This window comes from Rhodococcus sp. G-MC3, assembly GCF_030063335.1.
Taxonomy (GTDB): Bacteria; Actinomycetota; Actinomycetes; order Mycobacteriales; family Mycobacteriaceae; genus Rhodococcoides.
Window position 1 is genome coordinate 265380 of the sequence record NZ_JASISW010000003.1, and the last position, 17068, is coordinate 282447.

12 protein-coding genes, 4 tRNA genes and 2 pseudogenes are annotated in these 17068 nt (G+C 61.6%); 7 read left to right on the forward strand and 11 right to left on the reverse strand.

Annotation, left to right across the window (positions count from 1 at the left end; translation table 11 throughout):
• Window positions 1-70: 70 nt before the first annotated feature.
• From dusB to QMK17_RS04695, 4 genes are all read right to left on the reverse strand, one after another.
• Window positions 71-1210, reverse strand: a complete 1140-nt coding sequence (gene dusB, locus QMK17_RS04680; protein WP_283507271.1) for a tRNA dihydrouridine synthase DusB — start codon at window positions 1208-1210, stop codon at window positions 71-73.
• A 112-nt stretch (window positions 1211-1322) separates the two neighbouring features.
• Window positions 1323-2279 carry an acyl-ACP desaturase gene (locus QMK17_RS04685; protein ID WP_283507272.1) on the reverse strand — a complete coding sequence of 319 codons (957 nt, stop codon included), beginning with the start codon at window positions 2277-2279 and terminating at the stop codon, window positions 1323-1325.
• A 347-nt stretch (window positions 2280-2626) separates the two neighbouring features.
• Window positions 2627-2702, reverse strand: a tRNA-Lys gene (locus QMK17_RS04690).
• A gap of 64 nt (window positions 2703-2766) precedes the next feature.
• Window positions 2767-4032, reverse strand: a complete 1266-nt coding sequence (locus QMK17_RS04695; protein ID WP_283507273.1) for a lipase family protein — start codon at window positions 4030-4032, stop codon at window positions 2767-2769.
• A gap of 850 nt (window positions 4033-4882) precedes the next feature.
• Here QMK17_RS04695 and QMK17_RS04700 point away from each other — a divergent pair.
• The 5 genes and pseudogenes from QMK17_RS04700 to QMK17_RS04720 all read left to right on the forward strand — a co-directional run bounded on the left by QMK17_RS04700 (window position 4883) and on the right by QMK17_RS04720 (window position 7153).
• Window positions 4883-5551: a TetR/AcrR family transcriptional regulator gene (locus tag QMK17_RS04700; protein WP_283507274.1), complete on the forward strand. Its 669-nt coding sequence runs from the start codon at window positions 4883-4885 to the stop codon at window positions 5549-5551.
• Between the two features lie 79 nt (window positions 5552-5630).
• Window positions 5631-5703: transfer RNA gene (locus QMK17_RS04705), tRNA-Glu, on the forward strand.
• A 181-nt stretch (window positions 5704-5884) separates the two neighbouring features.
• Window positions 5885-5958, forward strand: a tRNA-Asp gene (locus QMK17_RS04710).
• A 77-nt stretch (window positions 5959-6035) separates the two neighbouring features.
• Window positions 6036-6112, forward strand: a tRNA-Phe gene (locus QMK17_RS04715).
• Between the two features lie 224 nt (window positions 6113-6336).
• Window positions 6337-7153 (forward strand): annotated as a pseudogene (locus QMK17_RS04720) (ATP-binding protein).
• Window positions 7154-7263: 110 nt separating this feature from the next.
• On the opposite strand, the gene istB reads toward QMK17_RS04720, so the two are convergent.
• Window positions 7264-8115, reverse strand: coding sequence for an IS21-like element helper ATPase IstB (gene istB / locus QMK17_RS04725; RefSeq protein WP_283507275.1), 852 nt, complete (start codon window positions 8113-8115; stop codon window positions 7264-7266).
• Window positions 8112-9503, reverse strand: a complete 1392-nt coding sequence (locus QMK17_RS04730; RefSeq protein ID WP_283507276.1) for a Mu transposase domain-containing protein — start codon at window positions 9501-9503, stop codon at window positions 8112-8114. The genes istB and QMK17_RS04730 overlap by 4 nt, the downstream gene beginning before the upstream one ends.
• 258 nt (window positions 9504-9761) lie before the next feature.
• Between QMK17_RS04730 and QMK17_RS04735 the strand changes: the two genes are divergently transcribed.
• Window positions 9762-10397, forward strand: coding sequence for a TetR/AcrR family transcriptional regulator (locus QMK17_RS04735; protein WP_283507277.1), 636 nt, complete (start codon window positions 9762-9764; stop codon window positions 10395-10397).
• Window positions 10398-10712: 315 nt separating this feature from the next.
• Here QMK17_RS04735 and QMK17_RS04740 read toward each other — a convergent pair whose 3' ends face one another.
• Both QMK17_RS04740 and QMK17_RS04745 read right to left on the reverse strand, forming a co-directional pair.
• A complete protein-coding gene (locus QMK17_RS04740; protein ID WP_283507278.1) occupies window positions 10713-10898 on the reverse strand; it encodes a hypothetical protein in 186 nt (61 codons plus the stop codon).
• Window positions 10899-11390: 492 nt separating this feature from the next.
• Window positions 11391-12546: pseudogene (locus QMK17_RS04745) on the reverse strand (IS4 family transposase); the annotation flags it as partial.
• A gap of 136 nt (window positions 12547-12682) precedes the next feature.
• On the opposite strand from QMK17_RS04745, the gene QMK17_RS04750 reads away from it, so the two are divergent.
• The gene (locus QMK17_RS04750; RefSeq protein ID WP_283507279.1) at window positions 12683-13996 is read left to right on the forward strand and encodes an ISL3 family transposase; all 1314 of its coding nucleotides are present in this window, start codon (window positions 12683-12685) and stop codon (window positions 13994-13996) included.
• Between the two features lie 113 nt (window positions 13997-14109).
• Here the strand turns inward: QMK17_RS04750 and QMK17_RS04755 are convergent, their stop codons facing one another.
• The 3 genes from QMK17_RS04755 to QMK17_RS04765 form a co-directional block, all read right to left on the reverse strand.
• Window positions 14110-14907 (reverse strand): PaaX domain-containing protein, C- domain protein, encoded by a 798-nt coding sequence (locus QMK17_RS04755; protein ID WP_283507280.1) that lies wholly within the window; start codon window positions 14905-14907, stop codon window positions 14110-14112.
• Between the two features lie 91 nt (window positions 14908-14998).
• Window positions 14999-15937, reverse strand: a complete 939-nt coding sequence (locus QMK17_RS04760) for an SDR family NAD(P)-dependent oxidoreductase (protein ID WP_283507281.1) — start codon at window positions 15935-15937, stop codon at window positions 14999-15001.
• A complete protein-coding gene (locus tag QMK17_RS04765) occupies window positions 15934-17058 on the reverse strand; it encodes a DUF3047 domain-containing protein (RefSeq protein WP_283507282.1) in 1125 nt (374 codons plus the stop codon). Before QMK17_RS04765 ends, QMK17_RS04760 begins: the two co-directional genes overlap by 4 nt.
• Window positions 17059-17068: the final 10 nt, after the last annotated feature.

A 17068-nucleotide genomic window follows, 5' to 3' on the forward strand; every position in this document is an offset into this window, starting at 1 on the left:
AATCCCAGCAATGATACTGAGGAAATCTGTGTGGTCCAGTTCGGCGAGGACGCCGAACGATCCGGCCAGGTCAGCCGCCTGAGTGCATCAGATCAGCGCCGACGGGAACTGCAATGTCCTCGGGATCGTCGAGCCAGCCGTCGGGCAGTGACACCGCCCCCGGCGATCCCTGGCGTCCGCGAGGACCCTCGGCGTCCTTGGGAAAGGCGACCGTCGGGTCGAGTTGGCCGAGGAGGTCGTCGAGTTCGGTCAGGGTTTTCACCAATGCCATCGAGACACGAAGATCGGACCCCGCGGGGAACCCACGCAGATACCACGAGACATGTTTCCGCAACTCGCGAAGCGCCTTGTTTTCGCCGTGGTGATCGGTCAGCAATTCTGCGTGACGACGGATGATGACGGCCACCTCGCCGAGATTCGGCGGGGTCGGTTCCGGTCGGCCTGCGAAGCGAGCGCTGAGTTCGGCGAACAACCAGGGTCGACCGAGGCATCCTCGACCGACGACCACTCCGTCGCAGCCAGTTTCCGACATCATCCGCACAGCGTCGGATGCGGAGAATATGTCTCCATTTCCGAGGACTGGCACCTCGGTAACGTGTTCCTTGAGCCGAGCAATTTCGTTCCAGTCGGCCGTTCCCGAATATCGCTGTGACGCAGTTCTCGCATGCAGGGCGACGGCCGCTGCTCCTTCGCCCGCTGCGATCCGTCCGGCGTCGAGATGCGTGTGATGCTGCTCGTCGATTCCTACTCGGAATTTGACGGTGACCGGAATGTCGGTCCCCTCGGTGGCCTTGACTGCCGCCGCCACGATTCGGCCGAACAGAGTCCGCTTGTAAGGAAGTGCGGCTCCACCACCTTTGCGGGTAACTTTGGGCACCGGACAGCCGAAGTTCATGTCGATGTGATCGGCAAGATTGTCGTCGACGATCATCTTCGCCGCTGCGTACGTCGTGTCGGGGTCGACCGTGTAGAGCTGCAATGACCGCGGAGTTTCCGTGGGTCCGAACGTGGTCATATGCATCGTTGCGGGTTGCCGCTCGACGAGCGCTCGGGCAGTGACCATCTCGCACACGTACAAACCGGATGTGCTGCCTGCGCGCGCGATTTCCTGCTCTCGGCACAGCGTCCGGAAAGCCACATTGGTCACGCCTGCCATCGGTGCAAGTACAACGGGACTGTCCAGTTCCAGTGAACCGATTCGCAGTGTCATGGGTAACGCCTCATTTATGTTCGGGGACTCGGTGTAGATGGTTGGAAGGGCCGCACACGATCGAGGCCCGACACCGAGGTCGGTGCCGGGCGCGATCTGAAGGCTCTACAACTCAGGAGGCCCGCTTCTCGGCCTTCTTGGCTTCGCGAGCGAGTGAACGGTCGCGCATCTCTTCGAACTTGGTGGCCTGCTTCTCTAGATCTTCGAGGAACACTGCCAACTCTTCGCGTTTGTTCTCGCCCTGGCCGGTGAAGTCTTCGCGCTCGAAGATTCTCCACTTACGCAGAACCGGCCAGACGACATCTTCGAGGTGCTGGCGCAGATCGTAGATTCCGTGCTTGGCCATCAGCACACCATTGCGACGGAAGTTCGGCATTCCTGCGCCGGGCATCTGGAAATTGGTGACGATGTCGGAGATCGCGGTCAGCGTTTGGTCCGGTGCGATGTCGAGAGCAGCCGCGCTGATATTGCGATAGAAGATCATGTGCAGGTTCTCGTCCGCTGCGATGCGCTGAAGCATGCGGTCGGCGATCGGGTCGTCACACACCTTGCCGGTGTTGCGGTGCGATACACGCGTCGCGAGCTCCTGGAACGTCACGTACGACACCGAGTGCAACAGACCGGTGGCCGAGCCGACGGGAGATGCGAATCCGTTGGTCATGTGGATCATGCGTGCTTCTTCGAGGGCGACGGGATCCACCCCGCGGGTGACAACGAGGTAGTCGCGCATCACGATGCCGTGGCGGTTCTCCTCGGCGGTCCATCGGCCCACCCAGGTTCCCCAGGCACCGTCCCGAGAGAAGTTTTCGGCAATTTCACGGTGGTAGGAGGGCAGGTTGTCCTCGGTGAGGAGGTTGGTGATCATCGCGGCTTTTGCGACCTCGGAGAGCTTGCTCTGCTCGGGGTCGTAGTCTTTTCCGCCGAGTTCGGCGAAGTTGCGGCCTTCGTCCCACGGAACGTAATCGTGCGGGTGCCATTCCTTTGCCATCGACATGTGCCGGTTCACGTTGTCTTCCGCAACCGGAACGAGCTCGTGCAGCAGCTCCAGCTGTGTCAGATCCCTCGCCATTACATTGCCTCCGTACATTGTCGATAACCAGGCACAGCCTACGGCACCGTAACAACGCTGGGAACTCTCGTGAGTCCAGCGGCGTGCCGTGGCTTTGTACTGGTATTTCGGAGATTTTTCCCCAGGTTGGGCTCGTGCCCCCGGTTCCGAACCATAATCGAGTGTACGACTGTGCACGTCAGGATTGTCGGTGGCGAAGCTGCCGGTCTGCTGGGAATTCGGTCGATTCGGATCGAGTTCCGCAGGCCAGGTGCGCGGCTCGGGTCTCCAGCCACTGAATGTTGAACCTGAATGTTCGTTCCGTCACGCCGCCGGCGTATTCGCCGAACGGACCGGCGGAACAGCGTTGGTGCCCCCAGTAGGACTCGAACCTACGACCTGCGGATTAAAAGTCCGTAGCTCTACCAACTGAGCTATAGGGGCGCGGATCGAAAGTGTAATGGTGCCCTATCCGAGTTGCCCACGCGCCCCCGCCGCCCGTGCCGAGTCAACGACCGAAGCTGCTGCAACCTTCGGGAGCGGGAATTCCTGCGAGTCTGTCGTCGATCCACTGGTGTGAGCCGGGAAGGCCCGAGACGGCGACGACAATGTGTTCGCCGACGTACTCCTCCAGCCTGACGGTTGCGCCGTGGGCACACCATTCGTCGTAAAGTCGCTCGGCACCTTCTCGGGGTACCCAGAACTCTTGCTGTCCCTGGTAGATGAATACCGGCGCAGACGGAGCCAGATCGCCGCCCATGCGCGTCTGCCGGATGATTTCCTCGGCGATGGGGGTGTGATCGACGTCCGGGACGTCCGACAAGGCCTGTACCGGAATCGGTGCCACCAGCCCGCCCGGCGCCAATAGATAGACACACATGTCTTTTGCGATCTGAGCGAGGCGGAGCCCGTTCGCATTCATGAGTTGGAACATTTCTGGATATTCACGGGCGACGCCCATAGCGGCCGAGAGGAACAAAGTCGATGCGGCATTGTTTCCGTTCATCGAACCGAGCAAAATTCGATAGTCGATCGGCGCTCCGCCGAACGCAGTTCCTACCAAATTTACATCCGGGGCATAGGAGGGTGCCAATTGAGCAGCCCATCCTGATGCGATTGCGCCACCGGAGTAACCGGTTATTGCGATGGGGGACTCGGCGGGGAGTCCGAGTTGTGGAAGATTGACCATGGCGCGGAGAGCGTCCAGTACGGCATGCCCCGCCATTCGACCGGCAGCGTATGCCTGTCTCGGGCCCTGGTGGTCGGTGACCACAACCGCATAGTTCTTCGCCAGAAACAGTTGTACTGCAGCGATTTCCGGTGCAATGCCGCGTGGCAGAGTCCAGGATGGCGCGCACGTGTTCCCCAGTGAATCGATTGCCATGTTGTATGCGACGACCGGCCGCGAGCCCTTACCGGTCCAGGGCGCGGTGGGGACTATCACGGTGGTGACGCCTGCGACCGGCTGGTCTTTGGAGTCGTTCGTTCGAAACAGAATCTGAGTGGAAGCCACGGGCGTTATCAGCGGACCGACGTTCACTATCCGCGTGTTCAAAACGGCTCCAGGGGTCGCTGATTCGAATCCGGGTGGCGGATCGAACCAAGGTTCGCCCAGTGGTGTGGCCGCGGCTAGAGATGGATCCTGTGCCGGAGTGAGGAAGCTTTCCAACGGATCTGCAACGACCGTCGCGCACGTGCCGGCTGCGAGGAGGCAGACCGAGAGGAGTGCGAGAATGGTTCTTGCCGAACGGATGAAGAGGTTTCGAAGAGTCATGCTCTCACCTGAATTCGTAGTCCACGTTGACCCGAGATGCTCTAGATCACAATAGGGTCAACGGGGAGTTGTACGCGGCATCCGTCGCGCGTCGAGCTCTAAATGTTATACGAACCCCTTCTGAGAAACGCTACGGCGCAAAGGGTTAGGGAACACTCGAATGCATTCGGGTTTGTTGCAGGCAATTCCGGATGGCTCGGCTGAAACCGACAGTGAATCGGTTGCAATACTTGGATCGGTGCTTCGCGGTGATTTTCTTTTCAATTGAACGGGCACGTTCGAATCATCGAAATAGTCGGCGATGCGACAGCAGCGTCGCGTTTCCGATGCCGACCACTCGAATGGCGTGCCGTCACCGGGTCGTCTGGAATGCCCTGCGACTGGACGTTATTGAACGCCCATTCGGCGGCTGTGAGGTGGGCGATGTCGATCTTGATCCGGTTCGACGATGCTGGTCGGGTCGAGCCGGGTAGGGGTGGGTAAGGCCCCTATGAGCTGATCGGCTGTTGCGTGAGGATGTGGTGATCGTCTCGAAAGCGCCCGGCCTCGCAGTCACGTGCTTTACGGTAAGGCCGATTTGTAAAGCGAGCTGGGGCTGCGAATATTGTTCGATCGACAGACGTCATCGGACACTGAAGTGGCTCGAGTGCGCACCCCCTGCAGCGCACTCGAGCCGGATGGATCATACCACTCGGATTGTTTGGTCCGGCGTGGGTTTTTGTCCGAATTCCGGTTTCTGCGGCATATTCCGAGCGCGTAGTCGGTCTGAGGGCAGGTTTGTGACGTACGCTGAATAGCAGTATTGCCTGCTGATAGATGCAGGGCGCTTGGTTTCGGAGGCACGAAAGAAATGGCACAACAAGAGCGCGCACGGCGGACCCGGGCGGCGATCGTGGAAGCAGCGGCAGCGGAGTTCGCGCGTCGCGGTTACGCCGCGGCGTCGGTGAACACCATCCTCGAGGGCTCGAATGCCACGAAGGGTGCGATGTATTTCCACTTTCAGTCGAAAGAGGATTTGGCTAGGGCGGTGCTCAGTGCTGCGCTCGAGAGATACGTAGCGATCACCGAGAAGTGGAAGGGATCAACTCTGCACCCCTACTTCGTGGTGCACGGGATCATCGACGACATCGCCAGTGGATTTCAGAACGATGTGGTCGTGCGAGCGGAATTCCGGCTGATCGTCGAGCCCGAGTTCTACAGCGAAGTGCAGACCGGCGCCGGTCAAGCTTGGGGGAAGGCGGGCTACGAGCTGGCTTGCCGAGCGCAGGAGGCAGGCGACCTCAGGTCCGAGTTCAGTCCCGAGAAGTTCATCAGGGTGCTGGCGGCATCGTTGGCAGGTCAGCGGTACATGGCGGACCTGGTCAGCGACAGTCGTGACCTGCGATTGATGTTCGAAGAGTCACTCGAAGTAGTTCTTTATGCGATGGCTTCGCAGCAATGGCTGGACGAGTGGAAGGTCTCGGGATGGCCGTCCAACGAGCTAGGGACCGTGGAAACCGCTTCTGACCTGCCGGTTTGAGTTTTTCTCTGAAAGTGTCCTAAGCTATCCCAGCTCCCAACGGAACGCCGTTGAGGGTAACGTCGGAGCAGTTCGGCGGGCCCCCTTCGTCTAGCGGCCTAGGACGCCGCCCTTTCAAGGCGGTAGCGCGGGTTCGAATCCCGTAGGGGGTACGTAAGTCGATAGGAAAGCAAGACATGGTCGGAATTGACAAACCGGCTGGTAGTAAAGCAGTCTCTTGCAGGCTGGCGCGGTTCCAAGCGGGTTGATCTACTGCTAGAGTTCGCGGCGGTAAAGCTTCACGGCAAGGGCAAGTTACAGCATTTCGTTCATGCAAGGCCAGTTCCACTTCAAGGCCCTGTGGCGCAGTTGGTTAGCGCGCCGCCCTGTCACGGCGGAGGTCGCGGGTTCGAGTCCCGTCAGGGTCGCAACACCGGTGCGCAAGCACCGGATTGCGACAGTTTCAAGAGGCGCAGTTTTACGAGGCATTGTCACGGTGCCGCCCGGCCAGGTAGCTCAGTTGGTACGAGCGTCCGCCTGAAAAGCGGAAGGTCGTCGGTTCGATCCCGACTCTGGCCACCACGTTTGCGCAGTTCAGGGGGTGTTCGCGCGACTCTCGCTGGCTGTAAGGCGACCGAGCCGGAGTCGAATATCCGCCATGCGCTATCGGCAGTCAAATTGTCAGTCGAGTCCGAGTGTGTCGAGCGCATCCGCAACGCGGTCCAGATCGGAATCGTAGAGGTCCGCCTAGGTGTTTGCGGTGACCGTGATCGAGGCGTGTCCCATTGTCACTTGAAGGAGCTTCAGTGTCGTCTGCCAACGCCGCCAATTCCACCCGCAATACCACTGCCGAACCTGTCGGCACCGATCTGGTTCGGTTGCTCAAAGCCCTCAAACTCGGTGCACTCGCAGACACCCTGCCAGACCGCGCAGCCCTGGCCCGCCAACACAAACTCAGCCACATCGGGTTCCTCGAAGTGCTCCTCGCCGACGAAGTCAATCGCCGCGAATCACGTTCGGCAACATTGCGCGCCACCAAAGCCGGCTCGATCCGGCGATGGCGTTCGACGCGTGGAACGCCCTCGACGACCTGAGTTATGACCGAACCCTGCTCGGTGATCTGACATCGCTGCGGTTCCTCGATGCGCACCAGTGCGCGATCATCCTCGGTCCAGTCGGGGTCGGGAGGACACATCTGGCAACAGCATTGGGGCACATAACAATCCGGCGGCGGCACACTGTTTTGTTCGCTCGATCTGACAAACTGTTCACTCGGCTCCGAGCAGCACGTCTGGACAACGCCGTCGAGGCGGAGATACGCCGACTGACCGCCATCGACGTGTTGATCATCGACGACTTCGCACTTGGACCCCTCGATGCCACCGAGACCAGTGACTTCTACGAACTGATTGTCGAACGCCACCGCAAGAAGACCACGATCGTGACATCCAATCGTGAGCCAGATGAATGGTTGACCATGACCGCCGACACCCTGCTCGCGCAGTCAGCGATCGACCGCCTCACCTCCACCGCCCACACCCTCGTCATCGAAGGACCGTCCTACCGTCAACGGACCCGACCCGGAACAGTTGACGCAAACACCGAAACGAGCATCCTCAATAACGCGCCACGGTGGTCCCTGCCCTCTGGCAATCAGGTGGTCCCATCACCTGACGAGGCTCGGCGAAATTCCGCAGTTGTGCTCACTGAAATTCCCTACCCGTGAGCGGTCTTCACTGTAGTGGTTGGCGGGTTCCGGTGGTGGCTTGGCGGAGCTTTTCCGAGCGGGCGTTGTGGTCCCGTAGGCGGTAGGAATCGCCGTCGAGATTGAGTACCACCGAGCGGTGCAGCAGTCGGTCGAGCATCGCCGCGGCGACGGTGTTGTCGCCGAGGACCTCACCCCACGAGCCCACGCCCCTGTTGGTTGTCATCACGATCGATGTCTTCATATACCGTTGAGAGACAACCTGAAACAGCGCCGACGCTGCCTCACCCGGCAACGGCAGATACCCGAGTTCGTCCACCACCAACAGTGTCGGCCCGGCATAAAATCGCATCGTCGTCGCCCACCGACCCTCCAATGCGGCACGGTGGCAGCGGGCCGCGAGATCAGCGGCGGTGGTGAAATACGTCCGATACCCGGCGTGCGCTGCGGCCCGCGCCAACCCGACCGACAGATGCGTCTTGCCGACCCCCGGCGGGCCGATGAGCAGCACGTTCGTAGCTGTTTCGAGGTAACGGCAGGTCGCGAGTTCCTCGATCAACTTGCGATCGACACCCGCTGCGGCGTCGTAGTCGAAGTCCTCGAGCGACGCCGGCGTCGGCAGGCACGCGAACCGCAACCTGCCGGTCAACCGCCGGGCCTCGGTGGCTTCGACCTCGATCGAGAGCAGTCGATCCAACGCTGCTGTCATCGACAATTCTTCCGCTGCCGCCTGATCGAGAACCGAGGGCAATGCTGCGGCGGCGTCATTGAGTTTGAGGACCGCGAGATGCCCGCGCAGGCGTTGGTAGAGACTGGCAGCTTCGGCGGTGTTCGGTGCCGGGATCCGGTCGTTGGAGGTGGCCGGTTTCTGGATGCTCATGTCAGGGTGTTCCTTCCGCGGGCGGCTCGTTCGTAGATGGACAGGTCGTGAATCGTAGCGCCAGTGGACTCGGATACTGTTGCAGTGGAATCAGATTCAGCATTGTCGTGCGTGTGGTATGCGGCTGGATCCAGTGCTGCCCGAAGTCGTGTGGCCGCGTCGACGGCGTCTGCTCCGGGTGGGATGCGTTCTTTGCGGCGATGTGGTCGACCGGTGTTCGCACCTGCCATCGCCGCTTGTTCGAGGGCGTAGATGTGGCCGTGATCGCGCACCATCGCACCCGTTCCGTCGCCGGCCAGACGATGCCGTGCGATGGTGATTCCCGAGGTCGTGACGATGTCGATGACGTCGGTGCCCAGGACCTGCGAGACCGCGACCTGCGCCGATGCGAGTTCGGGCGGCACCGAATAACGGTTGCCGCGATAGGACACCAATGCCTGCCGAGACACCGTTCGGTCGGTGGTCAGGATCGCCGGATACGCCGTGGACGGCATCGGATGCAGACCTTCGGCCGTGGCGACGGTCGCTACCGACGCTCTGCCGTCCTTCGTCGGCCGCAGGCAGGTGTCGCCGCGGACGCGGCAGAAGCGGTCCAGACTCGCCTGGGCTTGCTCGACGCTCAGGTGATCGGGCAGTGTTCGCCACCATCGTTGGGCGGCAGTGTGATTGGACTTCTCCACTGCCCCTTTGCGGTTGCCGCGTCTCGGTGGGCAGATCGCGACGGACACCCCATAGTGTTTCGCGACGCCGGCGAAGCTCGCGGTGACTCTGCCCGAATCGGGATGACACACAGTGGCCATCCGGTCGAATCGCCACACCCGGCTCACTCCGCCGAGTCCCCGGCAAATCCGATCGAGGCCGTCGACGACCTGAGGCTGAGTCATCGCTGGCGCGAGAACCCCGCGCCACTTACCCGAGCATGCCAATGTTCCGACGAACAAATGTGCCATCGAACCCCACCCCCACGAAGCAGGCGGGTTGGGAAGATCGACCCAATCCCATTGTGTCTCTTCACCTGGCGGGTGATCGATCACTGCGTTGGGGCGTTCGGTGGCGGTGAGGCAGGCCTGACAGATCGGCCGCAGTTTCAGCTCGCGGATCTTGCGGTGCAGGGTTTGATACGACATTGCATAGCCGAGATCTTCGAGTTCGTCGCACAACGTGCGCACCCACAGATGCGGGTCGTCGATGAGGCGTGCGGTGACGTAGGCGAGGAACGCGTCGAACGGATCGACGATGCTGCGTTTCCGCACCCCCGGGGAGGTGGTGCCGTTGAGATAGGACCGGATCGTTTTGGGGTCTCGGCCGGTGTGGCGGGCGATCGCTGAGATCGACCAGCCTCGTTTGCGTAGGGCGTGTACTTCCATGTCTTCCTCCCGTGTAAGCATGAGGAGCGGGCCTCCTTCGAGTAGCTGGTGCGTGGTCAGAGACCACCAGCATCGTGGGAGGCCCGCCCTCGTTGGCGGTGCCACACGGGTAGGGAATTTCAGTGAGCGAGACTAGAGAATTTCGATGAGCGCCGTCATCACCCTGGCAAGCGACACCTACGACGCGAACTTTGGTAGCGTTACGCACGGATTGAGATCCTCAGGGTCGTCCGGTCAGTGGTGGCAAAGCGGGTGGACCGCGGGTATTCGAGGACGGTTATGGTGGCCCGAAAGGTTTTGACTCGAGCTGAAGCTCACGCTCGCACGCGGGATGAGCTGATCGATGCCGCAGAGCAGTTGTTCCTCGTCAACGGCTACCGAACAACGTCGATTGCTGCGGTCGCAGCGGAGGCCGGCAGGACAGTCGGTGCTATATACAGCAATTTCGACAGCAAGGAAGACCTGTGTCTCGAGGTGTTGAAGCGTTGGGTTTCAGCTGAAGTAGCGAGTCTCGCGGCCGACCTTGCAACTTCGTCCGGAGACGACGTCGACGCACGTGTCGCTGTTTTGACGGCATGGTGGGCGGGTGTGTCAGCGAACTCAAATCTGGTAATTTTGGTCGCCGAGTATATGCTCAGCATTCTTCGCGATTTCGCTCGGCGAGCCGAGATGGTTAGCACTTGCAAGACAGTTATCGAAGTTTTGAGCGAACTGCTTGCCACGTTCCTCCCCGAGGGTCTCACGACCTCCGATGATGCGGCAATGGAGGCGGCGCAAGCGTTAATTTTCACCGGGGTTGGTCTGTCCGCTGGCCAGGCAGCCGGGGTTATCGGCAGCGATGATTCAGTCACCATCTTTACGTCGACATTGCGACTGATTTTAGGCGATCTCATCGCATCGGTCACGCCAGCGTAGTGAAGAGCCCTGGACGAATCCAGTCAGGGCTGCCTTGTTGAGTAGGCATAGAGGCTACACGGCAGAGGACCGGGCTATTCGGCGTGAGTCTCGGCTGTCGAGTACTACCCGGCGCAACGTCGTTGAGGGTCGTGTTAGCGGTTGCCGATGATGACCTGTTTTTGCCTGTCCGTGGCCATGAAAGAGTATCCACTGGTGGCCAGGTCGAGGTCCCCAACTGGTGGCCGGCTGAAAGTCCCCACCCCGTTTTCGTCGTGTCGATCAGTCGCGGTCCGCGATGTCACCATCTCGTTCGACACGGTAGCCACCACTGCGCTACGCGCTGAAGCGTGGTTCGACGCCGCACAGGTGGCGAGCATCGCCGCTCAACTCGACGACCGGCAGCGGGCGAACTACGAGGTCGAATGCGTCCTGCGCGACAGCGCCGACCAGGTTGTGACCACCGCGACCGGCCACTATCACCTGCGCCGCAGGTGTTCGCGACTGCGCTGTGTTCGGCATTCCAGACGAAGAATACGGCGAATCCCTTGCGGCCCATATTGAACCTACGATTCTGGACCGCTTACCGAGGCGCAAGTACGCAGCTTTCTGCGCGGCAGACTCGCCGGCTTCAAGATCCCGAAGGTGATCGTGTTCGACAACGCGTTGCCACGCGAGGAATCCGGAAAGTTGTTCAAACGGCGCATTCGCGATGTCTACTGACAGGACGCCGAAAGTAAAATCACGTAAGTGGACAAAGCTGTTCCTGCGGCGCATCCGGGCTAGACCAGTACCGTTCAGTTAGTACTGAATGATCGTGCATTCGGGTGACGTGGTGGGTTGCGGATGGTGTTGGTGGCGGGAGCGTTTGGCTGCCCATTTGATGACCTTGCGTTTGACGACGCGTGGGTTCGCTCGTAGGCGGCGTGCGGGATTGAATCGGTGTTGCAGTTTTGCGATGGCGTGGTTCCACATCCGGGTGACCGCTTTATGGTTGTGAGGGGGAAAAAAACTGTGCGAGAGCGATCTTCGCGTGATTCGCAGTGCTGCCACGAATGAGACTCGGTCGGGGTCGTGGCCGCCTGTTCGCGCGGTGTCGACCATCAATGTCCGGATGGCGTAGTGGCAGCACAGGTGGCCCCAGATTTCTTGGAGTACCAGTGGTGGGGATTTCGAGCGCAGTACCGCTCGCGGTCCGCGTTGATGGGTTTTCAGTTCGTCGAAGGCGTTCTCGATTTCCCAGCGTTGAGCGTATGCCAGTGCCAGGTCCTTCGCGGGTGCGCCGGCGGGGTCGAGGATCGTGGTCAACAGGCGGTACTGCTCAGGGTTCTCGCGTCCGTCGTCGAGGGTGTAGTCGATAACCCGCACTGTCAGGGGTGTGCGGTGTTGGCGCTTCGTGCCGGAGGTGGGGATGATCTGCGCCAGCCAGGAGCCGTCGTCGAGGGTCTCGATATGCTTCGGCGAGAGGGTGGATTTGACCCGCCACAACAGGTCGGCGCCGCTCGCTGCCGCCCTGGTCCACATCTCGAAGCCATAGAAGCCGCGGTCTGCCAGCAGTAATATCCCTGATTCGAGTCGATCGATCAGTGCGGTGGCCAGTTCTCGCTCCGAGGTCCTGCAGCTGCCGATGGCGGCATCGAATAGTGCATGTGTGCCGCATTCGGCGACCGCCACCAGTCGTGCTTGTGGGTACGCGGACTGTTCCCCGCGGCTCGAGGCCGGTCTACCGAAATACTCGGTGTTGGCGGGCGTGTCGGCCAGATCCAGGCAGGTACCGTCGATGGCCACCAGCCGTCGCCCTGCAAGCCAGGAACCGGGTGTGGCTGCGACCGCGACAGGCTGCGCAACGCGACGGAACAACGCTTCCAACGGCTCCGATCCCAAACGTGAACGTGCCTGGAAGATAGCCGATTTCGTAGGAGGAGACCTCCTGAGACCACCCCGACGACCAAGACAGGCCGTCGGTGAGCTGCTCGAAGACCTCCTCGTACGACCCGTCAGCGTTCAATGCCATTCCGATCGCGAAATAGGCGGTCACCCGGGCCGTCAACGTCCTACTCCGCTGCTCGGTCCGACCGCACTCCGCGATCACCGAATCAACGACGTCCGGCGAGAAAACCCTGGTCAGCAAGCCCACCGACACCACATCCGACAACCGGCGATCCGACACCGGCTTTACCCGGCTCTTCGATCTTGAGCGGGCAACCCTGGTCCTGAGCTCGTTCGGCGCGTCTACCAGCTGAAAGCCCTTGGCCCCTGAAGTCTGGATGTTGCGACACATTCCGACTGCAGAAGGAACCAAGGGCGTGGATCAGAGTACGACAGTGCTGTTCGGGTTGCCCGGAGTACGCGTGGGCCGTGTGTCCATCGACGATATCGGAGTGCGATTGGTGGAGTTCTTCACCGACGACGAACGGGCAGCGGCATGCCCGGGTTGCGGGGTGGTGTCGACATCGGTGAAGGGGCATGCGGTCACCAGACCGAAAGATATCCCATACGGCGATAGTCCAATTACATTGCAGTGGAACAAAACGCGATGGAGATGCCGAGAGGACTACTGTCAACGCGGATCGTTCACAGAGAGCATCGGCGAGCTTCCACCGCGGTCGAGGGTGACCGGCCGGCTCGGTCGCGCGATGGGCTGGGCTGTCGGTGACGCCGCCCGATCCGTTTCCGAAGTTGCCGCCAGTCATGGCGTGTCGTGGCCGACCGCTCACCGCCGATTCGTCGCCCTGGCCGAGCTGACGTTGAGCGAACCGAACCCAGTGCGGGTGTTGGGGATCGATGAGACCCGCCGCGGCAAGCCCAGGTGGGACCGCTGCGAGAGGACCGGCACCTGGGTGCGTACCGATCCGTGGGACACCGGCTTCGTCGACATCAGCGGCCTTCAGGGCTTGCTCGGGCAGCAGAGCGGTCGCACGTCGGCGACAGTGGTGGGCTGGCTCCGTGCCCGCAGTGCGCAGTTTCGAGACGGTATCGCGTTTGTCGCAATCGACCCCGCCGCCGTCTATGCCTCCGCAGTCCGCACCCCGGACCTGTTGCCGAACGCAGTGCTGGTGGTCGATCATTTCCATCTCGTCGCCAAAGCCAACGAGGCGGTCACCAAGGTCCGGCAACGGGTGACGTGGGATCAGCGGTCCCGGCGTGGGCGGGCGATCGATCCGGAATGGGCAAACCGATGGCGATTGCTGCGCGGTCGGGAACGTATGTCCGACAATGGGTTTACTCGGATGTGGAATGAAATCGACGCGCAGGACCCCAGTGCGCAGATCTTGTCGGCGTACATCGCGAAAGAAGAACTACGAACGCTGCTCTCCACAGTCCGCGACGGTGGAGATCGGCATCGAACCTCACATCGGCTGCATCGGTTCTTCGCATGGTGCATCGATTCGCAGATCCCGGAGTTGATCACGCTGGCGAAGATGGTCGACACGTGGTGGCCGGAAATCAACGCGTTCATCACCACCGGCATCACGAACGCAAAAACGGAGGGCTACAACCGACTGGTCAAGCAGGTGAAACGATCCGCGTGCGGCTTCAGGAACGTCGACAACTCGGCCCGTCGGATACGGTTTCACACGACCCGCTCCGCGCGGGCCAACATTCAGACTTCCTGCTGAGCTGCCCGGTTAAGATCGAAGAGCCCTTTACCCATCCAATGCGAGGCATACCTCATGCTACCGCGCTAGACACTAACTGAACGGTATTAGGGCTAGACAGGACTAGACCAGGGCTAAGTTCGAATTCGCGTTGAGTTATCGGGGGTCGAGTTGTCGCTGCTCAGCGTTGCCCGCATAGCGGCGATTTCGTCAAGGTAGTTGTCGTAGGTCGCGCGCAGGGCTGTGCTGGGCCAGTTTTCGTCGAGCAGTTCGTTGGGTATCAATGGATCGGAGAGCAGGTGCCGCACGGTCGCGGCCGCGACCGTGACACGTTGCATCGGTGTGTACGCATTGTCCATCGCGGTGGTCAGTTCGGTTGCGGCATGCGCCCAGGCATCGAGGTCGAATAGACGGCGGGCGAGGCCCTCAGGATCGGCGTCAGGTTTGGCGGTGAACATTTCGACTCGGGGAGTGAGCGCGGGGGTCCAGCGGATGTCTACGTTGTTTGGGCGCATCCAAACGCCTTCGCGGAGCTCGGCTAATCGTTGGTCGCGTAATTGGGCGCGAAGTGCTGCCCGAGCGTCGGGTGCGGCCCCGGCGCCGACCACGACCGCCATGTGCCATTGGTGATCCCAAGGTTCAGCCGTGGCGGCAGTCAATAGTTGGTCCTGGCGTTCCTGGCGTTGAAGCAGGCGGGGGCTGAGTCGGTAAATGGCGTCGGATCGTTCCAGGTCTCCGGCCGCAACCATTCTGGTCAACGCGACGCGCGCGTTGATAGCGTGGATGTCGAACGACTCCGCGAGATCGACGATCTCAGCGACAGGTGCTTGTGGTGGGTGCGTACCCAGCAGGACGCTGAGAATGACCGACCGCGCAGATAGCGGACGTAATCCGAGCATCGAAGTGACGGGCTCGGGCGCCGACGACTTCATTGTTCTCTTTCATCGGTAGGCGTACTGAGTTCTCGGATTGAGCGTAGCGGCTCGGAACTTGCTGGACGACGGCGACGCCTATCCCCCCGCGTTAGTGAACAGGTCGGGCGCTCATGCGGGGACCAGCCACGGGCTCAACTGTTGTCACGTGTGTCGTCGTCGCGTCGGTACCAGACCCGGCGAGGCGATCGAGTATCCAGCCCAGTCCGGTGATGATCGAGGTGTTGACGCGTTGGTACCCACCGGGAACCAGTCGTTGTTCGAGATCGAGCAGGTGCGCGTCGGCGCCGATGAGGACGCGTCGCGCATCGCGGCGTACCCCTTTGAGAATCACCGCAGCGGCGCGGTCAGCGCTGGTCAGCAGCATGGTGTCGAACAGGTCCATCACCTGGGCGCCACCTTGACCGAAGATTTCCTCGAGCCCATCGCCGACACGAGCAGAGCGCACGATCTCAGTGCGGATCCCACCTGGGTGCACGCACGTGGCGCTGACTCCGTCGTCGAGTAGGTCGAGTTCCTGGCGCAACGCCTCGGTGAAGCCGCGGACCGCGAACTTGCTGGTGTTGTAGGCACTGACTCCGGGTTGGGCTTGCAATCCGAAGACGCTGGAGGTGTTGATGATGTGCCCTTCCCCGGCCTCGATCAGGTACGGCAGGAAAGCCTTGGTGCCGTGAATCACGCCCCAGAGGTTGATGTTGAGCACCCACTCGAAGTCGGCGTAAGAGTTGCCCTGCACCGACCCCGATTGCGCGACTCCAGCATTGTTGAACACAAGGTGCACCGCCCCGAAATGCTGAGCGGAATCAGCGGCCCAGGAATCGACTTGGCCGCGGTCCGCGACGTCGAGGACGGTCCCGGTGACCTCGACGCCGGTATCGCGGATCATGGCTTGCGTGCGCGCGAGTCCGGCGCCGTCGATGTCGGACAGGGCGAGGTCGGCGCCCTCATTGGCCAGGCGCACAGCCAGTGCGCGACCGATTCCAGAGCCGGCGCCGGTGACGGCAGCGGTGCGGTGAGTGAAGGTCTTCATCGGTGGTGCTCCTTGTCGAGAACAATGGGGTCGGCGATCTCGCCGAGTGCGGATTCGGCGAGATCCAGATCGCGGTAGCGGCAGGCGCCGGTTCCGCGTTGGAAACTGGAATTGGCGATCAACCAGATCCCGGTGATCCGTTGGGGGTAGGGCGGTTCAAGGGCGGCGCGGATGTCATCGACGATGCTGCGTCGCTCATCGAGCCACTCGCCGAGTTCTATAGTGCCTGTGCGGATCACCATGTGGGTTTCGCGGTCGCGCCAATACTGCAGTGGGCAGGTAAACACCGTGCCGATGTTGAGTTCGCTCGACCACATCCACGTGAGGTCGCGACCATCGTCGAATTCGACTGCCACCGAAAGGTAGTCGTGAGTGGGTTCGATGTTCTCCGGAAGCATCGAGGGCAACGCGGTGACCAGCCAGGACCACGACATGCGCAGTTCGGGTGTGATTTCGACGTCGACCGGGTGACACAGGATGCCGACGTCACCGGAGGTCACACAGTCGATCTCGTCGCTGGTATCGCTTGCGCGGGTGCGGAATATCTCTGCTGCGCCGAGGCGCGGGTGGTAGTGCCACCCGGCGAGTGCAGGTCGGGATGAGCGGGCAGCGATGGGACCGAACAACGCTGGGTCGATCCGTGCTGCATGTACCAGTCCCGCGTCCGGGTCGGTGTCCCAGCGCGCCACGGCGACGGCGAACGATCCGCGCAACCGCATCCGGCGCACGGCGGTGTCGAGTGCGCCGTTCTCGTCGAGGCTGCCTGGTTCGGCGGCGAGAAACGAGACTGGGCCATCGGTGTCGGCGACGATGACCATGCCGGTGCCGAGCATCGAGATGACCGCACCTTCGCCGACGCGCACCCACACTGCGACGTCGGGTCCGATACCGAGTCCGAGTCCTCGCACAGCCCAGAGCATTCCGGTCGCCAGCACGGTGATGTGATCACCACGGTGGACTACGACGCCGCTGCTCACCCACCCCGCCTTCTGTGTAACCGCCACCGAGGCGACGGTGGCCGACGCACCGGACTCGGCGAGAACCCTGTCGACGCGCCGTGCGAGCGCGGCGGCGTTGATCAGCGGCACGTCCGGGCGGGCACCGATCCGGGAACGGATCAAGCGTGCCAGC